This window comes from Blautia massiliensis (ex Liu et al. 2021), from assembly GCF_052064225.1.
GTDB lineage: Bacteria > Bacillota > Clostridia > Lachnospirales > Lachnospiraceae > Blautia_A > Blautia_A fusiformis.
The window spans coordinates 22,605-49,115 of record NZ_JBQHWA010000002.1; the positions used below are offsets into that span (position 1 = coordinate 22,605).

At 45.8% G+C, this 26,511-nt stretch carries 20 protein-coding genes and 1 other annotated feature; of the genes, 5 read left to right on the top strand and 15 right to left on the bottom strand.

The window, feature by feature from the left end; all coding sequences use genetic code 11:
• Window positions 1–143: 143 nt before the first annotated feature.
• Genes ACTNDQ_RS00825 through ACTNDQ_RS00835 form a run of 3 tightly spaced genes read right to left on the bottom strand, consistent with a single transcriptional unit; the run spans window position 144 to window position 2,177 of the window.
• Window positions 144–1,154 (bottom strand): DUF4097 family beta strand repeat-containing protein, encoded by a 1,011-nt coding sequence (locus ACTNDQ_RS00825; protein ID WP_288788099.1) that lies wholly within the window; start codon window positions 1,152–1,154, stop codon window positions 144–146.
• Window positions 1,147–1,860 carry a DUF1700 domain-containing protein gene (locus ACTNDQ_RS00830; RefSeq protein ID WP_173745849.1) on the bottom strand — a complete coding sequence of 238 codons (714 nt, stop codon included), beginning with the start codon at window positions 1,858–1,860 and terminating at the stop codon, window positions 1,147–1,149. The genes ACTNDQ_RS00825 and ACTNDQ_RS00830 overlap by 8 nt, the downstream gene beginning before the upstream one ends.
• Complete coding sequence (locus ACTNDQ_RS00835) at window positions 1,857–2,177, bottom strand: PadR family transcriptional regulator (protein WP_015526294.1); 321 nt, start codon at window positions 2,175–2,177, stop codon at window positions 1,857–1,859. The genes ACTNDQ_RS00830 and ACTNDQ_RS00835 overlap by 4 nt, the downstream gene beginning before the upstream one ends.
• 176 nt (window positions 2,178–2,353) lie before the next feature.
• On the opposite strand from ACTNDQ_RS00835, the gene ACTNDQ_RS00840 reads away from it, so the two are divergent.
• Genes ACTNDQ_RS00840 through ACTNDQ_RS00855 form a run of 4 tightly spaced genes read left to right on the top strand, consistent with a single transcriptional unit; the run spans window position 2,354 to window position 7,115 of the window.
• Window positions 2,354–3,379 carry an N-acetylmuramoyl-L-alanine amidase family protein gene (locus ACTNDQ_RS00840; protein WP_279198771.1) on the top strand — a complete coding sequence of 342 codons (1,026 nt, stop codon included), beginning with the start codon at window positions 2,354–2,356 and terminating at the stop codon, window positions 3,377–3,379.
• Between the two features lie 21 nt (window positions 3,380–3,400).
• Window positions 3,401–4,555, top strand: coding sequence for a class A beta-lactamase-related serine hydrolase (locus tag ACTNDQ_RS00845; protein WP_279198772.1), 1,155 nt, complete (start codon window positions 3,401–3,403; stop codon window positions 4,553–4,555).
• A 42-nt stretch (window positions 4,556–4,597) separates the two neighbouring features.
• Window positions 4,598–5,704 carry a CAP domain-containing protein gene (locus ACTNDQ_RS00850; RefSeq protein WP_441063243.1) on the top strand — a complete coding sequence of 369 codons (1,107 nt, stop codon included), beginning with the start codon at window positions 4,598–4,600 and terminating at the stop codon, window positions 5,702–5,704.
• Window positions 5,705–5,732: 28 nt separating this feature from the next.
• Complete coding sequence (locus ACTNDQ_RS00855; protein WP_441063245.1) at window positions 5,733–7,115, top strand: hypothetical protein; 1,383 nt, start codon at window positions 5,733–5,735, stop codon at window positions 7,113–7,115.
• A gap of 60 nt (window positions 7,116–7,175) precedes the next feature.
• Here the strand turns inward: ACTNDQ_RS00855 and ACTNDQ_RS00860 are convergent, their stop codons facing one another.
• The 11 genes from ACTNDQ_RS00860 to ACTNDQ_RS00910 all read right to left on the bottom strand — a co-directional run bounded on the left by ACTNDQ_RS00860 (window position 7,176) and on the right by ACTNDQ_RS00910 (window position 24,504).
• Window positions 7,176–8,402, bottom strand: coding sequence for a hypothetical protein (locus ACTNDQ_RS00860; RefSeq protein ID WP_015526296.1), 1,227 nt, complete (start codon window positions 8,400–8,402; stop codon window positions 7,176–7,178).
• Between the two features lie 42 nt (window positions 8,403–8,444).
• A complete protein-coding gene (locus ACTNDQ_RS00865) occupies window positions 8,445–9,260 on the bottom strand; it encodes a PP2C family protein-serine/threonine phosphatase (protein ID WP_178818220.1) in 816 nt (271 codons plus the stop codon).
• A gap of 30 nt (window positions 9,261–9,290) precedes the next feature.
• Window positions 9,291–11,240 carry a serine/threonine protein kinase gene (locus tag ACTNDQ_RS00870; RefSeq protein WP_441063248.1) on the bottom strand — a complete coding sequence of 650 codons (1,950 nt, stop codon included), beginning with the start codon at window positions 11,238–11,240 and terminating at the stop codon, window positions 9,291–9,293.
• Between the two features lie 98 nt (window positions 11,241–11,338).
• Complete coding sequence (gene rpoC, locus ACTNDQ_RS00875; protein ID WP_278795468.1) at window positions 11,339–15,037, bottom strand: DNA-directed RNA polymerase subunit beta'; 3,699 nt, start codon at window positions 15,035–15,037, stop codon at window positions 11,339–11,341.
• 17 nt (window positions 15,038–15,054) lie between these two features.
• Complete coding sequence (rpoB, locus tag ACTNDQ_RS00880; protein ID WP_021652198.1) at window positions 15,055–18,912, bottom strand: DNA-directed RNA polymerase subunit beta; 3,858 nt, start codon at window positions 18,910–18,912, stop codon at window positions 15,055–15,057.
• Between the two features lie 225 nt (window positions 18,913–19,137).
• The gene (locus ACTNDQ_RS00885) at window positions 19,138–20,580 is read right to left on the bottom strand and encodes a right-handed parallel beta-helix repeat-containing protein (RefSeq protein ID WP_441063251.1); all 1,443 of its coding nucleotides are present in this window, start codon (window positions 20,578–20,580) and stop codon (window positions 19,138–19,140) included.
• On the bottom strand, window positions 20,475–21,491 hold the full coding sequence (locus tag ACTNDQ_RS00890; RefSeq protein WP_441063253.1) for a hypothetical protein: 1,017 nt from the start codon (window positions 21,489–21,491) through the stop codon (window positions 20,475–20,477). Before ACTNDQ_RS00890 ends, ACTNDQ_RS00885 begins: the two co-directional genes overlap by 106 nt.
• 149 nt (window positions 21,492–21,640) lie before the next feature.
• Window positions 21,641–22,015: a 50S ribosomal protein L7/L12 gene (gene rplL, locus ACTNDQ_RS00895; protein ID WP_015526302.1), complete on the bottom strand. Its 375-nt coding sequence runs from the start codon at window positions 22,013–22,015 to the stop codon at window positions 21,641–21,643.
• Window positions 22,016–22,090: 75 nt separating this feature from the next.
• Window positions 22,091–22,600 carry a 50S ribosomal protein L10 gene (gene rplJ / locus ACTNDQ_RS00900; RefSeq protein WP_021652200.1) on the bottom strand — a complete coding sequence of 170 codons (510 nt, stop codon included), beginning with the start codon at window positions 22,598–22,600 and terminating at the stop codon, window positions 22,091–22,093.
• Between the two features lie 51 nt (window positions 22,601–22,651).
• Window positions 22,652–22,788, bottom strand: a sequence feature (ribosomal protein L10 leader region).
• A 50-nt stretch (window positions 22,789–22,838) separates the two neighbouring features.
• Window positions 22,839–23,468 carry a uracil phosphoribosyltransferase gene (gene upp / locus ACTNDQ_RS00905; protein WP_278795501.1) on the bottom strand — a complete coding sequence of 210 codons (630 nt, stop codon included), beginning with the start codon at window positions 23,466–23,468 and terminating at the stop codon, window positions 22,839–22,841.
• Between the two features lie 157 nt (window positions 23,469–23,625).
• Window positions 23,626–24,504 carry a Cof-type HAD-IIB family hydrolase gene (locus ACTNDQ_RS00910; RefSeq protein WP_021652201.1) on the bottom strand — a complete coding sequence of 293 codons (879 nt, stop codon included), beginning with the start codon at window positions 24,502–24,504 and terminating at the stop codon, window positions 23,626–23,628.
• Between the two features lie 331 nt (window positions 24,505–24,835).
• On the opposite strand from ACTNDQ_RS00910, the gene ACTNDQ_RS00915 reads away from it, so the two are divergent.
• Window positions 24,836–25,972: an FAD:protein FMN transferase gene (locus tag ACTNDQ_RS00915; protein ID WP_278795470.1), complete on the top strand. Its 1,137-nt coding sequence runs from the start codon at window positions 24,836–24,838 to the stop codon at window positions 25,970–25,972.
• A gap of 5 nt (window positions 25,973–25,977) precedes the next feature.
• Here the strand turns inward: ACTNDQ_RS00915 and ACTNDQ_RS00920 are convergent, their stop codons facing one another.
• Window positions 25,978–26,229, bottom strand: a complete 252-nt coding sequence (locus ACTNDQ_RS00920; protein WP_044961921.1) for a hypothetical protein — start codon at window positions 26,227–26,229, stop codon at window positions 25,978–25,980.
• Window positions 26,230–26,511 lie beyond the last annotated feature (282 nt).

The window sequence follows — 26,511 nt, forward strand, 5'->3', positions numbered from 1 at the left end:
TAGTACAGGGATTTGTCAATACATTTCAGCCAAAAAACGCAGGAATTTTTCTCCGGAAAAACCCCTGCGCTTCATATAATTTCATTTATTCTTTTTTAGGATTTTTACAAACAGATGCATAGTCAGGCGGATATTCATATTCTTTATTTTTCAGATTCTGTTAATGTAATATCCCCATCGCTGCATTCCACATTTAAAGTCGGTGCTGAAGCACCGGCCTTGTTCTCATAAACAGAGGTGTCTTCCTCATTGTCGGTTTTTCCCCTGGAAAGCCCCTCCGTGTCCACATCTCCGTCTGCAGCTTTCAGATAAATATTGGTTTTCTCTGCACTGCCGTTCTTCATTTCTACAGAAACATCACCGCAGGAGCTATTGATCTTCATATCTCCGTTAAAGCTGCTGTTGTCTATCTGAATATCTCCGTCGCTGAGAGCTATCTGCCCATCTGCAAGCTCTGCCTTTTTTATGGTCACATCTCCGTTTCCGGATTTCAGCTGCATGTTATCTGTACATTGAAGTTCTTTTACATTCAGATCCCCGTCGGAAAGCTTTGCATCAAACTTTTCGAACTCGCCCTTATCCAGCATCAGATCTCCATTGAGAAGTTCCAGGGTCATTTCTTTACACAAAAGCTGATCGGCAGCAAGATCCCCGTCGGAAAGCTGAAGCTCCGCTTCGGAAAGCTGTGCCTTCTCCGGAATATAAAGAACCACCGTATTCAATGCATCTTTCTTTTCTGTCAGATCCGCATGTGTAGAGAATATCCCCAGATCATAGGTTATATAATAACTTCCACTGCCGCCTGCAGACTCCTCAAGCGTGAGCTCTCCATCCTTATCCTTCCAGGTCAGAGGATTTTTCCTCCCGTTTTTCTCAAGCTTATATTCCATATAATAATGGTCATCATCTGAGGTACGGATATCCAGATCAAAATCCTCAAAATCCACATTCAGCTTCATAAAATCATCAATCTGTTCTTTTTTCATTACTGTAAGATTTTTACGACTGGAAGAATTTCCTCCGGATACATACATATGATCTGAAGTATATGTGAAATCTTTTCCCCCTGCAAAATATCCTGCTGTGGAAAGAACAACTCCCGCTGCACAGAGTGCTGTACCTGTGATCAGCACTGTTTTTGCAATCTTATTCATTTTTATGCACCTTCTTTCTTGCAAGTCTGTTAACCAGACGGCCGATTCCCATTGCACACCATTTACATATATATATGGTAAGTACTCCAACGAGGATTCCCGCACCTGCCATCAGGAATCCACTGCCGACCATCATGCAGGCTGCTGCCAGAGATCTTGCGATCAATGTCACGCCGAAACCTGTGAGCACGATACCTCCGGCAATTGCTGATACACCTGTAACTGCCATGGAAAAGATCACTGCTGCGATGACAATCACCACTGCTGCCAGTACTGCAAGGCCTGCAAACAGCAGCGCAATGCTCACCGGCGATGCACAGATCACCAGAAATGCGAGAAGAATGATCTTTCCGGGGGAACGCTTCTTTCCTGCGGATGTACTGTACCCTGTTGTACTCAGGTTTCCTGAATCTGTCCGGCTATGTGCATGGGAGCTCTCTCCGTAATATGAACCTGCTGCCGGCAAAGCTGCTGTTTTTTCCTCGGTGATGTCTTTACTGTCACCAACACTCTCCTGTAAAAGGTTCAGAAGCAGTTCCCTTGCCGCCTCTTTAGGCTGTCCCAGTTCTTCCATAACCTGCTGTTCATTCTCAGGTCCAGCCTCATCGAAGTATTCCGAAAAATACTCAATGGCATTGTCATAATCTTCTTTTGGAAGCCGCTTCAGATATTTCTTCAGCTGCTCCATATACTCTTTTCTTGTCATTTTCGAAGTCTCCCTTCCACAATATCGTCTATAGTATCGCGGTATTCTCTCCACTCTTTCCTCAAATATTCCAGCTGCTTCCGTCCGTCTTCTGTGATGGAATAATATTTACGTTTCCGTCCCTGAAATTCCTCTGAATAAGTTGTCAGATAACCATCCGTCTCCAGTCTGCGAAGGATCGGATACAATGTGGATTCCTTGATAGAAGCTACCATCTTCACTGTCTGGCTGATCTCATATCCGTAAGAATCCTGCTGCTCTACAACAGAAAGGATCAGGCATTCCGTCAGCACTGCAGACACCGGATAATAATACATAGGCATACCTCTTTATATAATTATTTTATATATAAAATTTTTATATATAATTATTTTACATATATAGTACCACACTTTTTCCTGTTGTCAAGCACAATTTCGCAATTGCTTTTTCCAGACTCCTTCTTTATAATATTTACAAATATAAAATACTCACCCAGAAAGGACTTGAGCTTATGGAAAAAAAGCCCCATCTGATGGCGATCGTCCTGTTTTTAACGGGTCTTATCTGTATTGGATTACTTTTTGGACTCAGCTATAAAACCTACCGGAAGATCGATGCCGTTGACCAGAAAATGGCCTCCGTGATCAAACCGGTCCAGAAAAAGCAGAAATCCATGAAAGAGGATATCGAACTTTATACAGCTAAGATCGAAAAGAAACAGGCAACCGACAAATACCTGCGGCAGCGGGCACAGACAGAAAAAGCTGTCAAAAACAACACCGGTGAACATGAACGGGCACCGGAAGCCGAAAACAGTCAGAAAACGACCAAACCCTCTGTTTTCAGTGAAGCCGGTGGTGAAGGATTCACCGATGGCGGTAATGATACCTCTTCTGCTTCCAACAACGGCCATATCGTCGGGATCGATCCCGGACATCAGAGTGAAAATGTTGATATGAGCGCCACAGAGCCGAACGGCCCCGGTTCCTCCACCATGAAAGCCAAGGCTTCCGCCGGAACCAGAGGTTCCTTCAGCGGTCTCCCGGAGTATCAGCTGAATCTGGACGTTTCTCTTCTGCTTAAGGATATCCTGGAACAGCGTGGATACCAGGTAGTAATGACAAGGACAGACAATGATACCGCTATCAGCAACAAGGAGCGTGCAGAACTGGTCGCTTCCCAGGGTGCGGAGATCTGTGTCCGTATCCATGCAAACGGAGATGATTCTGCAGATGTCTCCGGTGCTCTGACCATGTGTCCGTCCCAGCAGAATCCTTATGTTTCCAGTCTCTATGACAGTTCCGACAAACTATCCAAATGCATTGTGGATTCCTACTGCGCAGCTACCGGCTTCCAGAACCGCGGGATCATCTACACAGATTCCATGACAGGTATTAACTGGAGCACGATCCCGGTGACGATTGTGGAAATGGGATTTATGACCAACCAGAGCGATGATCTGAAAATGGCGGATTCCTCCTTCCAGCAGACTATGGCAGAAGGGATCGCCAATGGAATCGATGCTTATTTCCAATAATAAAAAGGAGTTTGTTTATATATGAAAAAAAATACATTTCTATATATTGTGATCGCAGTGCTTGTCATCGCACTGGCAGGACTTGGGGCACTGAATGTACGCTCCCTGGACAAGCTTGCATCTCTCCAGACAAAAGTTAACAAGCTGCAGAAAAGTGTGCAGGAGGTTTCTGATTCTGCCGCTGAGCTCAGCAGCAAAGCCGATCAGCTGGATGCTCTTTATCCTGATGATCCTACCGTTTCCAGCGCTGCTGCCGCAGCATCTTCAGCTGAGGTCCAGGGTCCTTCCGCACAGGAAGAATCCACAGATACATCTGCAGCCTCCGATTCTTCCGAAGCTTCTGGCAGCAAGGACAGTTCTTCTTCCAGTCAGGAAGAAGGAACTCTTTCCCCATCCAGCGGAAGCACTTTCACAGACAATTCGGATTCCAGCATGGACAACCTTCTGAATCAGGTACAGTCTCTTCTTCCCACCGATAACGGAACCTGGTCCGTATATGTATGCAATCTTGCAAAAAATACCGAAGGTACCATCAACGATCAGCAGATGCAGGCTGCCAGCCTGATCAAGCTCTATATCATGGGTGCTGTATATGAGGATTATGACAGTCTTTCCTCCAAATACAGCAAGGATCAGCTGGACAATGCACTGAACTCCATGATCACAGTCAGCGACAATGATGCTGCCAATACACTTGTCAATTATCTTGGCGGCGGGGATGACGCAGCCGGAATGGCCCGTGTGAATAAATTCTGTCAGGATCACGGATACACCAGCACTTCCATGGGACGTCTTCTTCTTGCAGATAATTCCAATGGGGATAACTACACTTCCGCAAAGGATTGTGGAAAATTTCTGAAGACCATCTATCAGATCGACAAGGGTACTGCTACCGATAACAACGATACTCTGGCAGGAGCCGAATATATGTATCGTCTTCTGAAAATGCAGACCAGGAAAAACAAGATCCCGGCTCAGATGCCTTCCGAGGTAAAGGTTGCCAACAAAACCGGTGAACTGGATCACGTAGAAAACGATGCCGGCATCATCTATGACACAGCAAAGGGGATCGACCTGGTAGTCTGTTTTATGTCACAGGATCTTAACGATACCTCTGCTGCACAGAACACCATCGCACAGGACAGCCGTGCGATCTATGGATACTACAACGAATAACAAAAGAAAATATCTTTATATTATATTGGGAAGGAAAACATCATGAATCAGACAAAAGAGAAAAAAACAAGATACTTATTATGGCCTGCGCTGCTGCTTCTGCTTCTTCTGCTGGCGCCGGGCAACATTGTCCGTGTGCAGGCTGCCTCTGACCAGACTGCTGTCCAGCTGAAACTCAGTCAGGGTATCCGCCGCTATGATTATGCTTACCAGGTCCTTGATCTGGTAAATCAGGAACGTGCCAAAAAGAACCGGAATCCTGTCACTATGGATAAGAACCTTCTGGAATGCGCCATGACCAGAGCAGAAGAACTGACCGTTTGCGCCAGTCATACCCGTCCCAATGGTTCCATCTGTTTTTCAGCCTTTCCTTATTTTGAGGATCCAAGTGAAAATCTTGCGATCAACCAGGGAACTCCTGAAGAAGTTATGGAATCATGGATCGAATCTTCCGGACATTACACGAACATCATGAATTCCAAAAATGTTTCTGCCGGAATCGGCTGCTACTCACAGAACGGTCATCTCTACTGGATCCAGTGCTTTTCTTCTCACGCAACAGAAGCCTGCACACAGCCTGCCAATCAGACTGTGTCACCTGTTATTTCCGTGCTTCCAAAGCTGATAAATATCCATTTCAACGAAGCTTCTCCGATCACATTCACAGAAGAACAGAAAACACTGGCTATCTATATAACCTGTAATGGATTCAGCTATATGAGTTCCAGCCTTGACCCAGCTTCTTTCACATGGTCAACCGGAGATCCTTCCATTGCCACTGTGGATCAGAGCGGTGTTATCCGACTGAAAAGCAGAGGAATCACTACGGTTTCTGCCACACTGAAATCCTGCCCGGACAAAACACTGTCTGCAGATCTCAATGCATACTATGATCTGGAAAATTCCAGAGAGACTTCTCTGCGCTATACAAGTTCCTGGAACTATACCGGAAGTCCCATTACTTTTTCTCCTGAACTAAAATTCCATGGTCGTACGCTGACTGAGGGAAAAGATTATACGATTTCTTTCTCCAACAATCAGAACAGCGGTGTGGGAACTTTCACGATCACAGGTCTTGGCCTTTATTCCGGAACTCTGACGAATAATTTCGGTCACATTAAATGGTGTTACTTTAAAGAAAGATGTTGATTATACCCTTTCTTATTTTGATAACACCATGGCAAGTTCCAGAACCAACAGACCTCGTGTCCATATAACCGGTATCGGCATTTACAGAAGCGGTTTTTCCAAATACTTCACCATCAATCCACTGAAGCTCTCCGGTGAGACCATCCAACTGGCAGATTCAAACTGCAAAAGTGAAAGTGTAACCTCTTATCTGCGAAATAACCTGGTCATCACCTATAATGGCACACAACTGACCTCTGATGATTTTCGTATTACTTCTGTATACTATTCCTCCAGCAATGAGATCCTGGATTTTTCACTTTCCTATAAGCAGAATTATTCCGGTTCAAGGCATATGACATCTGTAAAGCTTTGCGATCTTTCGGATATTCCGGAACAGATCTTCAACGGCAATGCAGTAACTCCGAAGCCTACTGTAAAATACGGCCCGGACACGCTTCAGGAAGGCACGGATTATATCCTTACCTGGAAAGATAACGCCAAAACCGGCACTGGCTCCGTAACGTTTACAGGAATCAACAATTATTTTTCAAGTCAGTCCCTGACCTTTAAAATATCTGCTCCGGCACCAACGAGCACTCCAACGCCAAAGCCTACTGCTACCCCGACTCCGAAGCCTACTGCTACTCCGACTCCGAAGCCTACTGCTACTCCAACTCCGAAGCCTACTGCTACTCCAAAGCCGAAGCCCACTGCCACTCCAGTTCCGAAGCCATCTACTACCCCGGCTCCAATGCCATCTGGCACTCCGGCTCCGAAGCCATCTACTACCCCGGCTCCAATGCCATCTGGCACTCCGGCTCCGAAGCCATCCACTACTCCGGTTCCAATGCCATCTGGCACTCCGGCTCCTGTGATCACGAAATTAACTGCACCGTCAATTAAGGCCTCTGCCTCCTGGAACAGCTGTACGCTCCGCTGGAACCGTATAAACAATGCCCGGAACTATATTCTCTACAGAAAAACAAATTCCGGAAAATACGCAAAGATCAAAACTTTAAACGCAAATACTACTTCATACAAAGACACAAAGATCACTATCGGAAATAAATATTCTTACGTGATCCGTGCAAGCAAAAAAACATCCTCCGGTTATATCTACAGTCCAGCTTCCAAAGCAGTGACTGTGAAACCAAATCTGCTCCGTCCGTCCACAAAGCTTAAAACCCTCAAAGGAAAACAGACACTTTCCTGGAAAAAGATTTCCGGAGCAACCGGCTATGTCATCTATCAGAAAAAAGGAAATGGTTCCTTCAAAAAAGTAAAAACTATTTCTTCCAAAAATACCAGCTATACATTTAAGACAGCAAAAAATGTTACATATAGCTACAGACTGGTTCCATACCGCACAGTAAATAAGAAAGTAAAGACCGGACCTGCAAGTGCGGTAAAAACCGGAAAAGCAAAATAACAGACTTACCGGATCGGACAAAAAAAGGATGATGCGTCACCGAAACGCATCATCCTTTTTTCAGTTCTTTTCTTCTCCCTCTTCATAGGATTTTTCCCAAATCTCGGAAAATACTGCCAGCGGACAGTCTGTCAGCAGGCACATCAGAAGAAAGCACTCATATGGATTCACTATGTAGATCTCACTCATTTCGCAGCGGGCCAGGATCTCCTGGATCTCCTCCAGAAAATGACGGTATCTCGTATACGGATCATCCTCTGCCATCTCCTGAGAGATCACAAAAAACTCCAGCGTGATCAGATCGAACCGCTCCACCGGAAATTTATGGTTCAGGATATTGTTGATCCTCTGGCGGCTGAAGCGCTTCTGGCTGAAATGCTTTGCCAGAATGGATGCGGACATCTTTTTGAGATTTCCCATTTTATTAATGGGGATCCCGCTGCAGATAACCTTTTCCAGATCCGAAGCACTGATATTCTCAGGCTTCCAGATCTTTTTGCCACCGTTTTCTTCCTCATCTTCCTGATACATGGCTGCAATGATCTTCCTTGCCCGCTCCAGAAGGATCATAAATTCCTGAAAAGCCTGGCTCTTCTCTGATTTCGGATCATCATGTCTTCCTTTCAGAAAAGCCAGATATTCCAGAAGCTTTTCCTCACTGTCCAGACAAAGCCCTGTGCCATACACGATTTCTCCGGTCTTTTTTTCCACCGGAGTCATCTGTTTGTAGGTTTCTTTATATTCCTCCGCTTTATAATAGCCAAGATGATTCCGGTAACAATACCAGTAGATCACTTCTTCCGGATTATGGAAATCAAAATCCTGCTCACGAAGCACCCGGGTCAGAAAATCTGAAACATCCTCTGTACTCATCCGAAGTCCGAACCCCAGCAGAAAAACTGTTTCACGCTTCACAGATGCCTGAGTCAGCCAGTTATTCACCAGAGAACTCAGCTTGGCTGATGTAGGTGACATGGATTTCGGTGTGTAGGTTTCCTTGAAGGATTCCACAACAATCTCCCTGTAGACTTCCTGCGGCACCTGGGAAAAAGGCTCCTCAAGCTCTGCACGCTCATACACATATCGTTTCAGATAGTCACCAAAGGAAACCAGTTCCATCTCCTTGTAAAGATAATGAAAAATAACATCTGCATCCTCATCCTCAAAGGAATCCAGACTGACAACCTGGCGGAACTTCTGTGCCGCCTTTCTTGTAAATTCAAAGTCCTTCACTGAATCGAAGGCAACTGTCTGTTCAAAATCAAGATCCTGCATTCGATTTCTCATCGCAAATTTTCTCCTTATCCCTTTTCTTACTCCCCGGGTTTATTACCGTCCGGTACTGTGGCGCTCTGCCCAGCGTTTGAGAATATTTTTTTCTTCATAGCCGCTGATCTGTGCAAGGACCAGTGTCACATTATCTCTGCCGCCTCTTTCCAATGCCTGTTCCAGGATCTTACCTACTTTTTCTTCTGCGGTTTCTGTCCCGTCAAGGATCTTCTGAAGCTCCTGATCAGAAAGCATGTCTGTCACTCCATCTGAACAGATCAGATACGAGCTTCCCGGCTGATAACCGATCTCCACGATAGAAGGCTCCAGTGCCATGTTTTCTTCCTGGAAGCCCAGATACTGCGTCAGCGGAGCTTTTCCCAGCATTTTTCCGCCGATCACATGGTCCGTGGAAATCTGCTGGAACTTCCCCTGAAAATGACGGTAGATACGGCTATCCCCAAGGTTGCAGGCATAGATTGCCTTTTCGCTGAAAGACAAAAGTGCCATGGTTGTTCCCATGCTTCTGATACAGTTTTCATTGCTGTAGCGACATACTGCCTCATTCATATTTTCGCAGGCTCCTGTCAGAAAAACCACAGGCTCTTTTTTCAGGGTCTTTTTGTTTTCTTCATAGAAGCCTCCCAGCGCTTCCACAGCTGCAGAAGCTGCCATTTCACCGCAGCTTTCTCCGCCCATGCCGTCAAAAACAGCCAGCATTGGAAGCTGCCAGTGCTGTGTATGACCTGCCAGGATTCCGTCAACCCCCTGGTTGTGCACCGGCAGGCGCACTCCGCAGCACCAGAAATTATCCTCATTATTTGTCCTCACCTTTCCGGTGTGACATGTATACGCATAATCAATCTGATAGGCCATTCTTTTTCCTTTCGTAAAAACCCTTCGACATTACTGCTGAAGCTCCACTACAGAATTACTCCAGTATTTGTCTCCCAGTTCTACATATTTGTCGTTATCGCTCTCTTTATCATGAACCTTACCATCTGCATCGATCCATCGGATCAGAAGGCCGTCCTGATAATAAAAATACTGCTTCTCATCTCCGTCCCATACATAAGTATAAAACATCTGCTCGCCCCAGTAAAAATATTCCTCATAAACGCCATCTGCGGAACTGCCGGGATATACAAGTACTTTGGCGATCTCTCCTGATCCGTTATAAAAGCGCAGGCAATCCCCCTCTGTACCTTCACGTCTATAGCTGTCCAGAGCATTTTCTATGGTTGTCGCATGGTCACGTATCGTTTCCATTGCCTGTGCGAAGCTTTTATCCGAATTGTCTGCAGTACCGAAATTTCCTTTGTTCAGAGCATCAGAATCATCGGAATCTGTATACGAAGGTTCCCCGTTATCCGCAGGTTTCCGTATCGTTCGTACCGCAAGGATCCCGCCGATCAGCACAACAAGGATACCGGCTGTTATAAGCATTCTGAAAATACCTTTCCGTTTCCTTCTGTCATCGTCATTTCCGTCATTCTCTGGCACGGATCCTTCCCACTCCTGGAGATTCTGGTCACGGTCGTCTTCCAGATCTGTGATAGAGGTAACTCTGGGCTTTACAGCTCCGGTTTTTCTTATACCGGGATCTGACTGACGGGAACGTCCTGACGGATAACCGGACAGGCTATCCTTTTCGGATGCTGTTTTTCCGGATGCAGATTTCTGAGGCTTCTGTATTGTGCTCTGAGCCTTTGGCGTATTCCGGGCTGCATTTTTTGCTATTTCTCCGGCTGTCGGTTTCTCCAGCTGTATAGATACCGGCACAGGATTTTTACGTGCCTGACGGATCGCATCCGTATTCAGCTGACTCGTTCTTGCCAGCTGTCTGGCTGCACCCTCCTGGAGAAACTTCGGCATGGACTCCGGAACAGGTCTTTCCTCCACTGGTTTCGGTTTCTCATGAACTCCCTGTTCTCTGTTTGCTGCTCCATACCGGATTTCTTCCAGTGCTTCCCGAAACTTCTCAGGAGTCTGATATCGTTCTTTTGCATCATAAGCACAGGCTTTTAAGATAACGGAGCCGAAAGCCTCTCCTGCATCCACAGGTAGTGGCGGTGTTTCGCCTGACATCCTCCTCGTGAGTGCGTTTTCCTTATCTCTGTATGTGATCAACTGTTTTTCAAGATTCAGAAACGGAAGCCTGTTATGATTCATCAGTTTATATAACACCAGGCCAAGTGCATAAATGTCCACTCTGCTGTCGTACTGTTCTCCCCTGTACATCTCCGGCGCCATATAGGAATAAGTTCCCTTTTTGGAAAGGGTACTCATGGTTTTTTCCAGTTCTCTGGCGATTCCAAAGTCCCCCAGCTTGAAATCCCCGAACCTGGATACAAAAATATTCTCAGGTTTGATATCCCTGTGGATGATGTGAAGCTGCCCACAGTATTCCAGTGATCTGCAAAGATCGATACCCAGCTTCATCACTTCTTTTTCTGTGAGATTTTTTCCCGCATAATATTCCATGAAGCTTGTGAGATATTCCATGCGGATAAAAATATCCCATCCGATCTCGTCCAGATATTCCATCACCTTGTAATCTTCTACAGATACAATATGGGAATTTCCCCGGAAATACTCCATGGTGCTTACTTCCTGAATGCACTCCTCCACCAGATTTTCAAAATAACCGCGGACAGATTTTTCATCACCGGATTCTGAGCGCACACTGTCCAGCTCCCCTTTACTGGCGGGGATTGTGATTATCTTAATTGCCGAGTAAAAAGAACGTCCCTTCTCAGTTCTCTGAGCTTTATACACTCTTCCAAAAGATCCTTCCCCGATCTTGCTTACGATCTTCCATTCCGGCCACGGGGAAATTGGCAGTTCCTTGTCCATCGCAATCCCTCCTCTCTCAGAAAATCCCTGCTTATAAACAGAAATCTCCCTCCGGATTTCCGGGGGGAGATTTATTTATATTAGCAAGGTATATCGACTTATTCTTCTACCGGTGCAGTTTCCTCTGCTGTCTCTTCAACAGCAATGGCCTCTTCCTCCGGAGCAGTCTCAGTCTTCTCTTCCTCTACGGAAATTTCCTCTGTATCCTCAGGCTCCTCGGAAGCTGTTTTTACCTCCGGCATTCCTGTGTCAAGACTGATCTCACTGTAACGCTTCATACCTGTACCTGCAGGAATCAGCTTACCGATGATAACGTTCTCTTTCAGACCGATCAGCGGATCGACCTTACCTTTGATAGCAGCCTCTGTCAGGACTTTTGTTGTTTCCTGGAAGGATGCTGCTGACAGGAAGGAGTTTGTAGCAAGGGATGCTTTGGTAATACCAAGAATAACCTGTTTTCCCTCTGCCGGCTGTTTGCCCTCTGCCTCAAGTTTCTCGTTAACTTCCTCAACATCAAGGACATCAACAAGTGTTCCTGGCAGGAACTCTGTATCTCCGTTATCCTCGATACGGATCTTCTTCAGCATCTGATGAACGATAACCTCGATATGCTTATCGTTGATCTCAACACCCTGCAGACGATATACACGCTGAACCTCACGGATCATGTAATCCTGAACTGCACGCACACCCTTGATTCTCAGGATATCATGCGGATTTACACTACCTTCTGTCAGCTCATCGCCGGCCTCAAGAACCTGTCCGTCAAGGACTTTGATACGAGAACCGTATGGGATCAGGTAAGTCTTGGAATCGCCTGTCTCCGGATCGTTTACGATGATCTCACGTTTCTTCTTAGTGTCGTTGATCGTGGCAACACCTGGGATCTCTGTGATGATCGCAAGACCTTTCGGCTTTCTTGCCTCGAAAAGCTCCTCGACACGAGGAAGACCCTGTGTGATATCTCCACCGGCAACACCACCGGTATGGAAAGTACGCATAGTCAGCTGTGTACCTGGCTCGCCGATAGACTGTGCTGCGATGATACCAACAGACTCACCAACCTGTACCGGCTCACCGGTAGCCATGTTCGCACCATAACATTTTGCGCAGACACCAACCTTGCACTTACAGGAAAGGATGGTACGGATCTTCAGTTTGTCGATCGGTCCGCCTGTCTGGTTGCTTACGCCCTCTTTCATGATACGGGCTGCACGCTTCGGTGTGATCATGTGGTTTGCTTTAACAAGGATTTCTCCATCTTTATTCTTAACTGTCTCACAGGAGAAACGTCCTGTGATACGCTCCTGAAGGCTCTCGATCTCTTCTTTTCCGTCCATGAATCCACGAACGACCATACCGGAGATCTCTGCTCTGTTCTCACAGCAGTCCGCCTCACGAACGATCAGATCCTGGGATACGTCAACAAGTCGTCTTGTCAGGTATCCGGAATCGGCTGTACGAAGAGCGGTATCAGAAAGACCTTTACGAGCTCCATGAGCGGACATGAAGTACTCCAGTACGTCAAGACCTTCACGGAAGTTTGACTTGATCGGGAGCTCGATGGTATGACCGGTTGTATCAGCCATCAGTCCTCGCATTCCGGCAAGCTGTTTGATCTGCTTATCGGAACCACGGGCTCCGGAGTCAGCCATCATGAAGATGTTGTTGTACTTATCAAGACCTGTAAGAAGTGCCTTTGTAAGCTCATCATCGGTCTTCTTCCAGGTATCAACAACCTCTTTGTAACGCTCTTCCTCTGTGATAAGACCACGTTTGTAGTTCTTTGTGATACGGTCAACAGTATCCTGAGCCTGCTTGATCATCTCCGGCTTCTGCGGCGGCACGGTCATATCGGAAATAGATACGGTCATGGCTGCACGTGTGGAGTATTTGTAACCCATAGCCTTAACGGAGTCAAGTACCTCGGCTGTCTTTGTTGCACCGTGAGTATTGATAACCTTTTCAAGGATCTGCTTCAGCTGTTTCTTACCTACAAGGAAATCAACCTCAAGAAGCAGTTCGTTTCCAGGTACGCTTCTGTCCACAAATCCAAGGTCCTGCGGAAGGATCTCGTTGAACAGGAAACGTCCCAGTGTGGACTGAACATTGCCGCTTAAAACAGTTCCGTCCGGCATTGTCTTATGACAATGGACAATGATCTTTGTCTGGAGTGTGATGACCTTGTTCTCATATGCAAGAATTGCCTCGTTGACACTCTTAAAGAACTTGCCCTCACCCTTGTTTCCAGGTCTTTCCTGTGTCAGGTAGTAGATACCAAGGACCATATCCTGTGAAGGAACGGCTACAGGACCACCATCTGACGGTTTCAGAAGGTTGTTCGGTGATAACAGAAGGAAACGGCACTCTGCCTGTGCTTCCTGGGAAAGCGGAAGATGTACAGCCATCTGGTCACCATCGAAGTCAGCGTTGAACGCGGTACAAACAAGCGGATGAAGCTTAATCGCCTTACCTTCTACAAGGATTGGCTCGAATGCCTGGATACCCAGACGATGCAGTGTAGGTGCACGGTTCAGCATAACCGGATGCTCCTTAATGACGTCCTCAAGGACATCCCATACTGCCGGCTCAAGCTTCTCTACCATTTTCTTGGCATTTTTGATATTGTGGGAAGTTCCGTTGGCAACAAGCTCTTTCATAACGAAAGGTTTGAACAGCTCGATAGCCATCTCCTTCGGAAGACCACACTGATAGATCTTCAGTTCAGGTCCTACGACGATTACAGAACGTCCGGAATAGTCAACTCGTTTACCGAGAAGGTTCTGACGGAAACGTCCGGATTTACCCTTCAGCATATCGGAAAGGGATTTCAGTGCTCTGTTTCCAGGGCCTGTTACAGGACGTCCACGGCGTCCGTTATCGATCAGGGCATCTACAGCCTCCTGCAGCATACGCTTCTCGTTGCGGACAATGATATCCGGAGCACCAAGCTCCAGAAGTCTTTTCAGACGGTTGTTTCTGTTGATGATCCTTCTGTAAAGATCATTCAGGTCAGATGTTGCAAAACGTCCTCCGTCCAGCTGTACCATAGGACGAAGATCCGGCGGGATAACCGGGATAACGGTCATGATCATCCACTCAGGACGGTTGCCGGACTCACGGAAGGACTCCACAACCTCAAGACGTTTGATGATCCTTGCACGCTTCTGGCCTGTTGCGTCCACAAGCTCTGCCTTCAGTTCTTCAGAATCTTTTTCAAGATCGATAGCCTGAAGGAGCTCCATGATGGACTCGGCACCCATACCTACACGGAATCCTTCTCCGTAAGACTCACGTGCTTCCTGGTACTCACGCTCGGTGAGTACCTGTTTGTACATAAGTCCGGAATCTGCAGGATCCAGAACGATATAGTTAGCAAAGTAAAGCACTTTCTCCAGTGTTCTCGGAGAAATATCAAGGATCAGACCCATACGGGACGGAATTCCTTTAAAGTACCAGATATGAGACACCGGAGCTGCAAGCTCGATGTGTCCCATACGCTCTCTACGAACGGCAGATTTGGTTACTTCAACACCGCATCTGTCGCAGACAACGCCTTTATAGCGAATTTTTTTGTACTTTCCACAGTGGCACTCCCAGTCCTTGCTCGGTCCGAAAATCCTTTCACAGAAAAGACCATCCTTCTCAGGCTTCAAGGTTCTGTAGTTGATCGTTTCAGGTTTTAAAACCTCACCGTGTGACCACTCTCTGATCTTCTCAGGGGACGCCAGTCCGATCTTGATGGCATCGAAAGTCATTGGCTGATATGTTTCATTGGCGTTGGTTGTTTCTGCCATGTATTCTTTCCCCTTTCTTATTCCTCATCATCAAAGGACTCTTCAAACTCGATCATATCATCTTCGTCTTCCATGTCCTCATCTTCTTCTACATTGACAAGCTCTTCTCCGCTGAACTCCTGCTTGGTGTAGCCGTGTTTACCGAAGGACTCCTCATCTCTGCGTCCTCTGGAATCGCCCTCGATGACATGACGAAGATCAGTATCTCCGTAATCAGAGGTTTCCATAATGTGTACCTCTGATCCGTCCTCGCTGAGCACACGTACATCCAGACCAAGAGACTGAAGCTCTTTAAGAAGTACCTTAAAGGACTCAGGAATACCTGGCTCAGGAATGTTGTCACCTTTGATGATCGCTTCATAGGTCTTAACACGTCCGATCACATCATCAGACTTCACTGTCAGGATCTCCTGCAGTGTGTAGGAAGCACCATATGCCTCCAGTGCCCAAACCTCCATCTCTCCGAAACGCTGTCCACCGAACTGAGCTTTACCACCCAGAGGCTGCTGTGTTACCAGGGAGTATGGACCTGTGGAACGTGCATGGATCTTATCATCTACCAGATGATGCAGCTTCAGGTAGTGCATGTGACCGATAGTTACAGGGCTGTCGAAGTACTCGCCTGTTCGTCCGTCACGAAGTCTTACCTTACCGTCTCTGGAGATCGGAACGCCCTTCCAGAGTGCTCTGTGAGCTTTATTCTCATCGAGATACTGCATAACATCCGGTGCAAGGATGTCTTTATATTTCTCACGGAATTCCTCAAAGTCTTCCGTATTAACGTAATCGTTGGCAAGCTCCAGAGTATCCTGGATATCAACCTCGTTTGCGCCATCGAATACAGGTGTTGCAATATTGAAGCCAAGTGCTTTGGCAGCAAGGCTCAAGTGGATCTCCAGGACCTGTCCGATGTTCATTCGGGAAGGTACACCCAGAGGATTCAGCACGATATCAAGAGGACGTCCGTTTGGAAGGAATGGCATATCCTCAACCGGAAGTACACGGGAAACGACACCCTTGTTACCATGACGACCAGCCATCTTATCACCAACGGAGATCTTTCTCTTCTGTGCAATATAAATACGTACTGCCTGATTTACTCCAGGGCTCAGCTCATCGCCGTTCTCTCTTGTAAATACCTTGGCATCTACGATAATACCATACTCACCGTGCGGTACCTTAAGGGAAGTATCACGTACCTCTCTTGCCTTCTCACCGAAGATAGCACGAAGGAGACGCTCCTCAGCAGTAAGCTCAGTCTCTCCCTTAGGAGTAACCTTACCGACAAGGATATCACCGGCACGTACCTCAGCACCGATACGGATGATACCGCGCTCATCCAGATCCTTCAGAGCGTCATCGCCGACACCCGGAACGTCACGTGTGATCTCTTCCGGTCCCAGCTTGGTATCACGGGATTCTGCCTCATATTCCTCAATATGGACAGATGTATAAACATCATTCTGTACCAGTTTCTCACTAAGAAGAACAGCATCCTCGTAGTTATAACCCTCCCAGGTCATAAATCCGATCAGCGGGTTCTTACCAAGTGCAAGCTCACCATTGGATGTAGACGGGCCATCCGCGATAACCTGTCCTGCCTCAACATGCTCACCCTGGAACACGATCGGTCTCTGGTTGTAGCAGTTGCTCTGGTTGCTTCGCATGAATTTAGTCAGATGATAATCATCTTTTGTTCCGTCATCATTCTTGATAGAGATATCTGTAGATGTGGAACGAAGTACTGTACCTGCTTTTCTTGCAACAACGCATACACCGGAGTCAACAGCTGTCTTGGTCTCCATACCTGTACCAACAACCGGAGCCTCTGTTGTAAGAAGCGGAACGGCCTGACGCTGCATGTTGGATCCCATCAGCGCACGGTTCGCATCATCGTTCTGCAGGAACGGGATCAGGGCTGTAGCAACGGAGAATACCATTCGCGGAGATACATCCATGTAATCGAACATATGCTGCTCGTACTCCTGTGTCTCCTCGCGGTAACGACCGGAAACGTTCTTATGAATGAAGTGTCCCTCTTCATCCAGCGGCTCATTCGCCTGTGCTACATGGTAATTATCTTCCTCATCCGCTGTCATGTATACAACCTCATCGGTTACACGCGGGTTGGAAGGATCTGTTTTGTCGATCTTTCTGTACGGAGCCTCTACGAAGCCGTACTGATTGATCCTTGCATAGGATGCAAGGGAGTTGATAAGACCGATGTTCGGTCCCTCAGGGGTCTCGATCGGGCACATTCTTCCATAGTGGGAATAATGTACGTCTCGAACCTCGAATCCGGCTCTGTCTCGTGACAGACCGCCAGGTCCCAGTGCGGAAAGTCTTCTCTTGTGAGTCAGCTCTCCAAGCGGGTTGTTCTGATCCATGAACTGTGACAGCTGGGAAGAACCGAAGAACTCTTTTACTGCTGCAGTTACAGGTTTGATATTGATCAGGGACTGCGGAGAAATACTCTCTGTATCCTGTGTTGTCATTCTCTCACGTACCACACGCTCAAGTCTGGAAAGACCGATGCGGTACTGATTCTGAAGCAGCTCACCGACAGCACGGATACGACGATTGCCCAGGTGGTCGATATCATCATCGTTACCAAGGCCATACTCCAGATGCATATTGTAGTTAATGGACGCAAGGATATCTTCCTTGGTGATGTGTTTCGGGATCAGGTCGTGGATATCACGTTTGATCGCATCACATCTGTCCTCAAATGTGTCATTTTCTTCCAGAATTTTTTCGAGCACCGGGTAGTATACTAATTCTGTAACACCCAGGGACTTCGGATCCTCAAGCTCCGGCAGATAGTGACGGATATCAACCATAAGGCTGGAAAGAACTTTGATCTCTCTCTCCTCACCCTGGATCCATACGTACGGAACTGCGGAATTCTGTAATGTATCAGCAAGCTCTTTTGTAACAAGTGTCTCAGCCTCAGCAAGGATCTCACCTGTTGTTGTATCTACAACATCCTGGGAAAGCTTGTGGCCTACGATACGTTTATTGAAATGAAGCTTCTTATTAAATTTATAACGTCCGACTTTGGCAAGGTCATATCTTCTCGGATCGAAGAACATTGCCATGATCAGGCTCTCTGCGCTCTCTACTGCAAGCGGCTCGCCCGGACGGATCTTCTTATACAGCTCAAGGAGACCTTCCTGATAGTTTGTGGAGGTATCCTTTGTAAAGCTGGCAAGGATCTTTGGCTCTTCACCAAACAGATCAATGATCTCAGCATTGGTTCCAATGCCCAGTGCACGGATCAGAACAGTGATCGGAACCTTTCTTGTTCTGTCTACACGTACATAAAATACATCATTTGAATCTGTCTCGTACTCCAGCCATGCACCTCTGTTCGGAATTACAGTACTGGAAAACAGTCTCTTACCAAGCTTATCATGAGCAATCGCGTAGTAGATTCCAGGGGAACGTACTAACTGGCTGACAATAACACGCTCAGCACCATTGATAACAAAGGTACCCGTAGCTGTCATCAGCGGTAAATCTCCCATGAAAATCTCGTGTTCGTTGATCTCTTCTGTTTCCTTATTGATCAGCCTTACTCGAACCTTCAAAGGTGCGGCATAAGTCACGTCACGTTCTTTACACTGCTCGATGGAATATTTTGCATCTTTTTCATCGTATGTGAAATCGATGAATTCCAGACTGAGCTTTCCGCCGTAATCTGCGATCGGAGAAATATCATCAAATACTTCTTTTAAACCTTCGTCAAGAAACCACTGGTAGGAATCTTTCTGAACTTCGATCAGGTTTGGCATTTCCAGGACTTCTTTTTGTCTCTGGTAGCTCATACGCATGCTTTTTCCAGTTTTTACAGAACGAATTCTGTTTTTTTCCATTGACGTTTCACCCCTGTTTTTTTATTATTTATTACAACATGATCCCGCCTGGCTTTTAGGCAGGCATATCTAGCCATAATATAGCATCCTCCACTTTAACATAAGAAAAAAATCGTGTCAAGCACTTTTTTTGATTTTTTTACATTTTTCAAAAAAAAGATTCTGTTTCTTCTATACATACGATGTATGGATATCCGGAACAGAATCTTTTTTTATCACACATACTTACTTCACAACAGTATTTACTGTTACTGTATTTCCGTATTTATCTTTTGAGACAAGTTTCAGAGCAGTATTCTTTTTTTGCTTCTTTATTTTAATAACGTACTGTTTCTTTTTGTTTACGGATGATACACCCAGCTTTGTCTGTTTTCCGGAACGCCGCGCATAGGCAATAACTGTCTGGCTACCTGATGCAGTTCCGCTTATAGCTGTACTTCTTGATGTAACAGCTCTGCATGAAGGACGGTTGATGCCGGTCCATCCTTTGCAGCTTTTTACATATACCGCCTGAACCTTTCCGTTTTCACAAAATGTATTCTTTTTCATGACCGGTATTACAGATGCATATGCATAAACACCATTCCCCCTATTTTTCTCCGCACGGTTTCCTGATACTTCGGATACTTTTGATTTCCAGAGCAAAATACCACTTTTTGCATTTGATGTCACACGATTGCTTTTTACCCTGACTCTGCCGACCACATACTCAATTTTCACGCCATGATTTTTGTTGGATAAACAGGTATTACCAAGAACATTATTGTTCTTTCCTGCATTTACACGTATTCCCGAGCCGGCCGCTGATTTAACAGTATTCTTCTGTGCAGTGGATGAAGTATTTACAGATTGCAGATAAATTCCATCTCCGCCTGCTCCGGAAACAGTATTCTGCTCTACAAGATTTCTCTGTTCTGATCCTGCTGCATAGACAGAACCGGAGAGATAAATTCCCGTATTTGCAGTTCCGGACACTGTATTCCTGCTGATAACGCTTCCTCTGGAATCCTGGGCATAAATCCCAAAATTGGAATATGAAGAAGTTTTTTTCATTGTTACCTGATTATCTGTTACGGTATCTGTGTCAGTAAGAGACATGCTGATTCCGTTTCCATATCCGCTGATCTGATTATCTTCTACAGTCACACCTTTCACCGGATATATCTTTTTAGGGAGCACAGCTCCATCTTTTTTCATATTATAGCCTGAAACTTTTATACCACTGCAGATCCATGCAATTCCACCAATGCTGGTAGTTCTGGCAAGACTGATGTAGTTTCCTGCCACACGAAGATTCCTGTTTTTCAGCATGTCCGGCCCATCATCATAGCCTGGCGTCTGGTGTGTATTGCTGCTCACAGAAGAAATGTCCACTCCATTTCCCACATTTACCATGGTATTATTTTCTGCTGTAGAATCTTCATAATTCATAAACCTTATACAGCGTTTTTTTACATTATGGAAAGTATTATTCGTAACTGTGATCCTTTTATATGTTTTTCCGGACATCATACTGTGCGTTCCCAGCCCTGTAAAGACATCTTCGAACACATTTCCATCGATCACAAAATCTTCACAGGTCGTTCCATCATAAGGTCTGTACTGCGGAAAAACATTGCTCTCATCTGTACAGCAGTCGATCTGAATACATTCCTGTCCGCCTTCCACATAATTCTTATAATAGCCACTGAATGTACAGCCTGTGATCTTGGCATTTTCACTCCGCCAAATTCCAGAAAATGAGATTTCAGATTATTAAGAAATGTAGCATTTTTAATCGTAACATTCGTAGCATGTCCAATGTAAAATCCCACAAATCCGCCTTCTGAATCTTTGGTATTTCCAAGACGGAGGATCAGATGTTTGGTGGTAGACGTTTTTGTAATATTAGCGTCTCTTGCATATAAGTACATATTACTGTACATGCAAAGTGTACCTGTCAGTTCATAATTTCCCGGTGGAATTATGATCTTGCAGGGATTTTCATCTGTGGCCTGATCTTTCAGTTCAAGAAACAGTGTGTTCCAGGGCGCTGTGATATCCTGTCCTTCCTCAACTTCCAGAGTCACAGTCTGATAAGTTCCAAGTTCTCCATCTGAAGCATCTCCTGCGGAAAAATCCCCAGCAGCATTGGCATCATCTGTAAAATCAGTCTGTGCCTGACCTGCGCCTTCATCAGCTTTATTATTATCCGGCTCTGCGACGTTTTCTACATTACCGTTTTCCTGCTGAAGCTGAAGTTCTTCGGAACCGTTATCGCCGTTCTCCGTTCCTTCGGAAAAATCTGCCGGCAATTCTCTGCTGATACTGCCATCTGCTGTCTGAATATCCTCACTGCCATCGTTATCCAGCACAAGCGGATCCAGATCCTGTTCCGGCATATTTTCCTCTTCTTCAAGCTCCTCCTGCTGCTGCATTGCAGCTTCCTGAGCCCGAAGTTCATCCAGAGGATTTTTCACGTTTACAGTTATATTTTTTACATTTTTTCCGACAGACACTGTCTTGGCTGCCGCCGGAAAAGAAACTCCTGTGATTCCCAACGCAGCAGCAAGGATACAGGCCATTATTTTTCGTTTCATATTCCATCCACCCTTTCCTGTCTCCTTTATTCTCCTTTCTTTTTCTTCAAAAAGCAAGATTTACCCTGGATTTTTTCACTAAAAAAGGCTGCTGTGCCGCCGGTAAACCGGCAGGCACAACAGCCTTTAAAACTTCTGATCTGATCGGATTATTTAAGTGTAACCTTAGCTCCCTCAGCCTCAAGTTTAGTTTTGATGTCCTCAGCCTCAGCTTTGGATGCGCCCTCTTTAACAACCTTCGGAGCACCATCAACGATAGCTTTAGCCTCTTTAAGTCCAAGACCTGTAACCTCACGAACAACTTTGATAACTTTAACTTTGTTAGCGCCAACCTCTGTAAGCTCTACGTCAAACTCATCTTTCTCCTCAGCTGCCTCGCCTGCTGCACCTGCTGCTGCTACAACAACACCTGCTGCTGCGGAAACGCCGAACTCTTCCTCACAAGCTTTTACAAGGTCATTTAACTCTAATACAGATAATTCTTTGATTGCTGCAATAAATTCTTCTGTTGTTAATTTTGCCATTTTAATTTCCCTCCATTTATAAATTTTAATTAATAATCATGCGGTCGTTATGCCGCCAATTGCACGTTGCTGGGATTACTCAGCAGCTGCTGCGTCAGCTCCGCCGTTCTGCTCTGCGATCTGATTAAGCACACGAGCGAAGTTTGCGATCGGAGACTGCATGCTTCCAAGCAGTTTTCCAAGAAGTTCCTCTCTTGAAGGAATTGTGGACAGTGCCTGAATTCCGGCCTGATCATTGTAGTTACCTTCAACTACACCTGCGATCAGCTCCAGTGCCGGGAACTGTTTTGCATATTTAGCAAGGATTCTTGCCGGAGCAGTTGCGTCTGTCTCGGAGATAGCGATCGCATTTGTGCCATGTAAATGATCACTGAGGCTCTCAAATGCTGTACCCTCGAATGCACGACGCATCATGGTATTTTTGTATACCTTGTACTGAACACCAGCTTCTCTTAACTCTTTACGAAGAATTGTATCCTGCTCAACTGTAAGACCGCTGTAGTTTACAAGTACAACAGACTGTGCGTCTTTAATGCTGTTAGAGATCTCTTCTACGATTGGTTGTTTCAGTTCTACTTTTGCCATGAAATGGTACACCTCCTTATAGATTTTGTATACCGCCGTCGCAATAAGTCAATCTGTTTAAAAAAAGACCTTACTGCTTCGCAATAAGGCCTTGTGTAATCTTAACTCAGAATACTTGGACCTCGGTAGGCGTTTTGATCCTTATGCCTTACGGCACCTACTGTCTTCGGCAGCGTTCTTAGGTACAATACCATAACAGTGCCGGGTGTGTCAAGTATTTTTTAAGATTTTTTCAAAATTATTTAGTGCCAAAAATACGGTCTCCGGCATCTCCAAGTCCCGGGCAGATGTAAGCGTTCTCATTGAGCTCTCTGTCAAGGGAACCACAGTAGATCTGTACATCCGGATGTGCCTCGTGAAGTCGTTTCAGTCCTTCCGGTGCTGCAATGATGCACATGAACTTAATATTCCTGCCTCCCTGTTTCTTAACAAAATCAATAGCAGCCTCGCCGGAACCGCCTGTTGCAAGCATCGGGTCAACGATTACTGCAATACGCTCATCAATGGATTCCGGAAGTTTGCAGTAGTACTCATGCGGCTCATGAGTTACAGGATCTCGGTAAAGTCCTACATGGCCGACTTTTGCTGACGGAACCAGTGTCAGGATGCTGTTTACCATTCCAAGGCCTGCACGGAGAACAGGGATAATGGCCAGCTTCTTTCCGGAGATCATTGGCGTCATACATGTCTCGATTGGTGTCTCAACCTTTACTTCTTCTGTAGGAAGATCTCGAAGTGCCTCATATCCCATCAGGATACCGATCTCCTCTACCAGTTTACGGAACTCGTTTGTTCCTGTATTTTTATCACGGAGCATTGAAATTTTGTGTTTGATCAGCGGGTGATCCATAATATAAACATTTTTCATTTTTTCCATCGTGATTTCCTCTCTTTGTCTGTGTTTTTTGTAAAGCGAAACTTCTCATTCCACTCTGCTTCATACACCGGAACGCAAGCCTTTCGCTTTTCTGTATTCATCTTTCTACATTATAATATATATGACACTTTTTCAAAAGGGGGAAAAACTATTTTCCCTGGCGTTCCAGAACCTGATCAATAGCATAGGCCACACCAAATTCATTGTTGTTCTTTGTGATGTATTTTGCTGCTCTTTTAATCTCCGGAACTGCGTTTTCCATTGCAACAGTTGCGCCGAAATCCATGGAAATCATGGAATAATCATTAAGACTGTCACCAAGGACCATCACCTCATCCATGGTATAACCCAGAGACTCGATATATTCTTTCAGCACCGGGCCTTTCTGCGCCTCTACTGCTGTAATCTCCTGATTATATATAAAGGAAGAAGCCACTGCAACGGCTGGATTTTCTTTCAGCTCATCGCTGAGTTTCTCCAGCTGCTCCACATCTGCCGCAAAAATGAAGATCTTATATACCGGCGCACCGCTGCTCTCCAGGGAACGGATATCGGAAATCCCTTTCGTGTTTCCGGCGATCCTGCGGTACTGCGGGGATTTCCGTACAATCTCCTCGCTGGTATCTATGTCCATATTGAAAAGACGGATCTGCTGAATGATCCCGTCTTCAATTTCTTTCTTTGTTCCAATACGGTAATCATAGCGATCCGTAAAAAATGCTACAGATACCGGGTATTTTTTTGCCGTATTGTAGACCTCCTCACACAGCTCAATAGAGATCGGTGTACTCTTTACAACCTCCTGCTGCGGATTCCGTACTTCAGCACCGCTGCTCACCACATAATCACAGGTCAGCTCTGTTCCCTTCAGTTCCTCCATGGCACCGGGGAAATTCCGGCCGGTGGCAACCATAAAGCGGATTCCCGCATCGCAGGCACGTCTGACCGCCGCAAGGGTTTCCGGTGCGATCCTGTGGTCATCACCAAGAAGTGTGCCGTCCATATCACTTGCAATTACTTTTATCATGAAAAATTTCTCCTTTTATCTGTAAAAATTCCGGTCAATCATTCGGATCCATAGCATCCATAGCAAATATGTCCTTTTTTCGGAGAAATTATATCTTATATTATTGCAAAATACAATGATTTTTGCGGCAGGCATAAGCCTTTCTGGTTTCAGAAATACATGGTATAATGAGATTTCATAAATCTGTCCGATGTCGGTCAAGCGGATATCCGCAATCCGCATCGCTACTTGATCCGGTCAAGTGAATGACCCCATCCACATGTACTACATAGATTTGCATCAAATAAATGCTCTTCAGTTAAGTCAGTCAATCAGAAAGCAGGAGAATATTATGTCAACTTATTTTTTTCATTCCAAAAGAAGCCGCTCGCATTCCCGTTTCTTCTATTTAATATTGTGCACAGTTCTTGTCTGTCCAATGCTCCTTTTCACAGGCTGCGGAAATATCACGGATGCAGATACATCCACCACCGGAAATGAGCCTATCAGTATCAGCAGTATCAAATTAAATACAGCTGTACAGATCACAATTTACGATTCTCAGGATAAAGCTCTCCTGGATGACTGTCTGGCACTGTGCGATAAATATGAGCTGGTCTTCAGCCGGACAAATGAGAAAAGCGAGCTTTATAAATTAAATCACCGCAAAGATACATCGGATAAAGATCCCAATACCGACCGGCAGACTACTCCATATCCGGTCAGCGGCACAGCAGACACCTGGCATATATCTGAAGACCTTGCCTCTCTGCTTTCCGAAGGACTCGATATCACCAGGGAGTCCGACGGTGCCTTTGACATCGCCATTGCGCCTTTGACCTCTCTCTGGGATTTCACAGCAGAAGATCCGAAGGTTCCGGATGATGCAGCTATTCAGAAAGCACTCCCTCTGTGCAGCTCTGATGGTGTTACCATTGATGGTCAGGATATCACACTTCCCTCTGATGATATCCAGTTCGATGTCGGCGCCATTGCCAAGGGCTATATCGCAGACCGCCTGAAAGATTTTCTGGTAAAAAAAGGTGTAAAGAGTGCCATCATCAACCTTGGAGGCAACGTCCTCTGCATCGGTTCAAAGCCTGACGGCACTCCCTTCAAGATCGGCATCCAGAAGCCTTTTGCAGACCGCAATGAAACCGAAGCCGTTATGGATATCACCGGAAAATCCGTTGTATCCTCCGGGATTTATGAGAGGTGCTTTAAGCAGGGCGGTAAATTATATCATCATATCCTGAATCCCAAAACCGGCTATCCATATGACAATAGTCTGATCTCTGTGACGATCATCTCCGACCAGTCTGTGGACGGCGATGCCTTAAGCACCACCTGTTTCGCCCTTGGTCTGGAGGACGGACTGAAATTTGCGGAGAAAAAAGGCGTGCAGGCTGTATTTATCACAGAGGATTATAAGCTGCATTATACGGATGGATTCCGGGATGAGATCAGGGTCACTGATGTGGAATCCTGAAATATTCAGTTGTTTATCATATCCGGCCAGGAAAGGATCTCTGCGGAGATCTTTTCCTCATAATCTCCGTCAATATCCTCACTTCTTCCTGCCGCATAAATGTTCGTCTCAGCTCCCCAGCCGTTGTCCTCATATTCCCATACATGGAACTTCAGTCCACGGAACATGAAATCCAGGCTTCCGCAGCCGTCCTCCTCTGTGTATTCGAATTTAATGTTTTTTTTATTCAGGGCATCCTGTACTTTCTGTAAACGCATGCTCCACGATCCTTTCCGGAAAAATCCTCCGTGTATTTTCTGGCAGATATCCTGATCTGCCAGTCTGTATTCCAGTATACCACGAAGCATTTTTTTCCACAAGAAAAGGGCGCGGGACAAGTTATTTTTATTGTGCAGAATCATGAAATATGGTAGAATAAGCTTCGTGACTTTAGCGTATTACTTGAAAGAAACTCAGCGACAGTTATGGGGGAGCAAATCGGTAAGTCCTGCTGCCATGAAGTAATTTTTCTGCCGGATAATACCGGTATGTCAGACTCC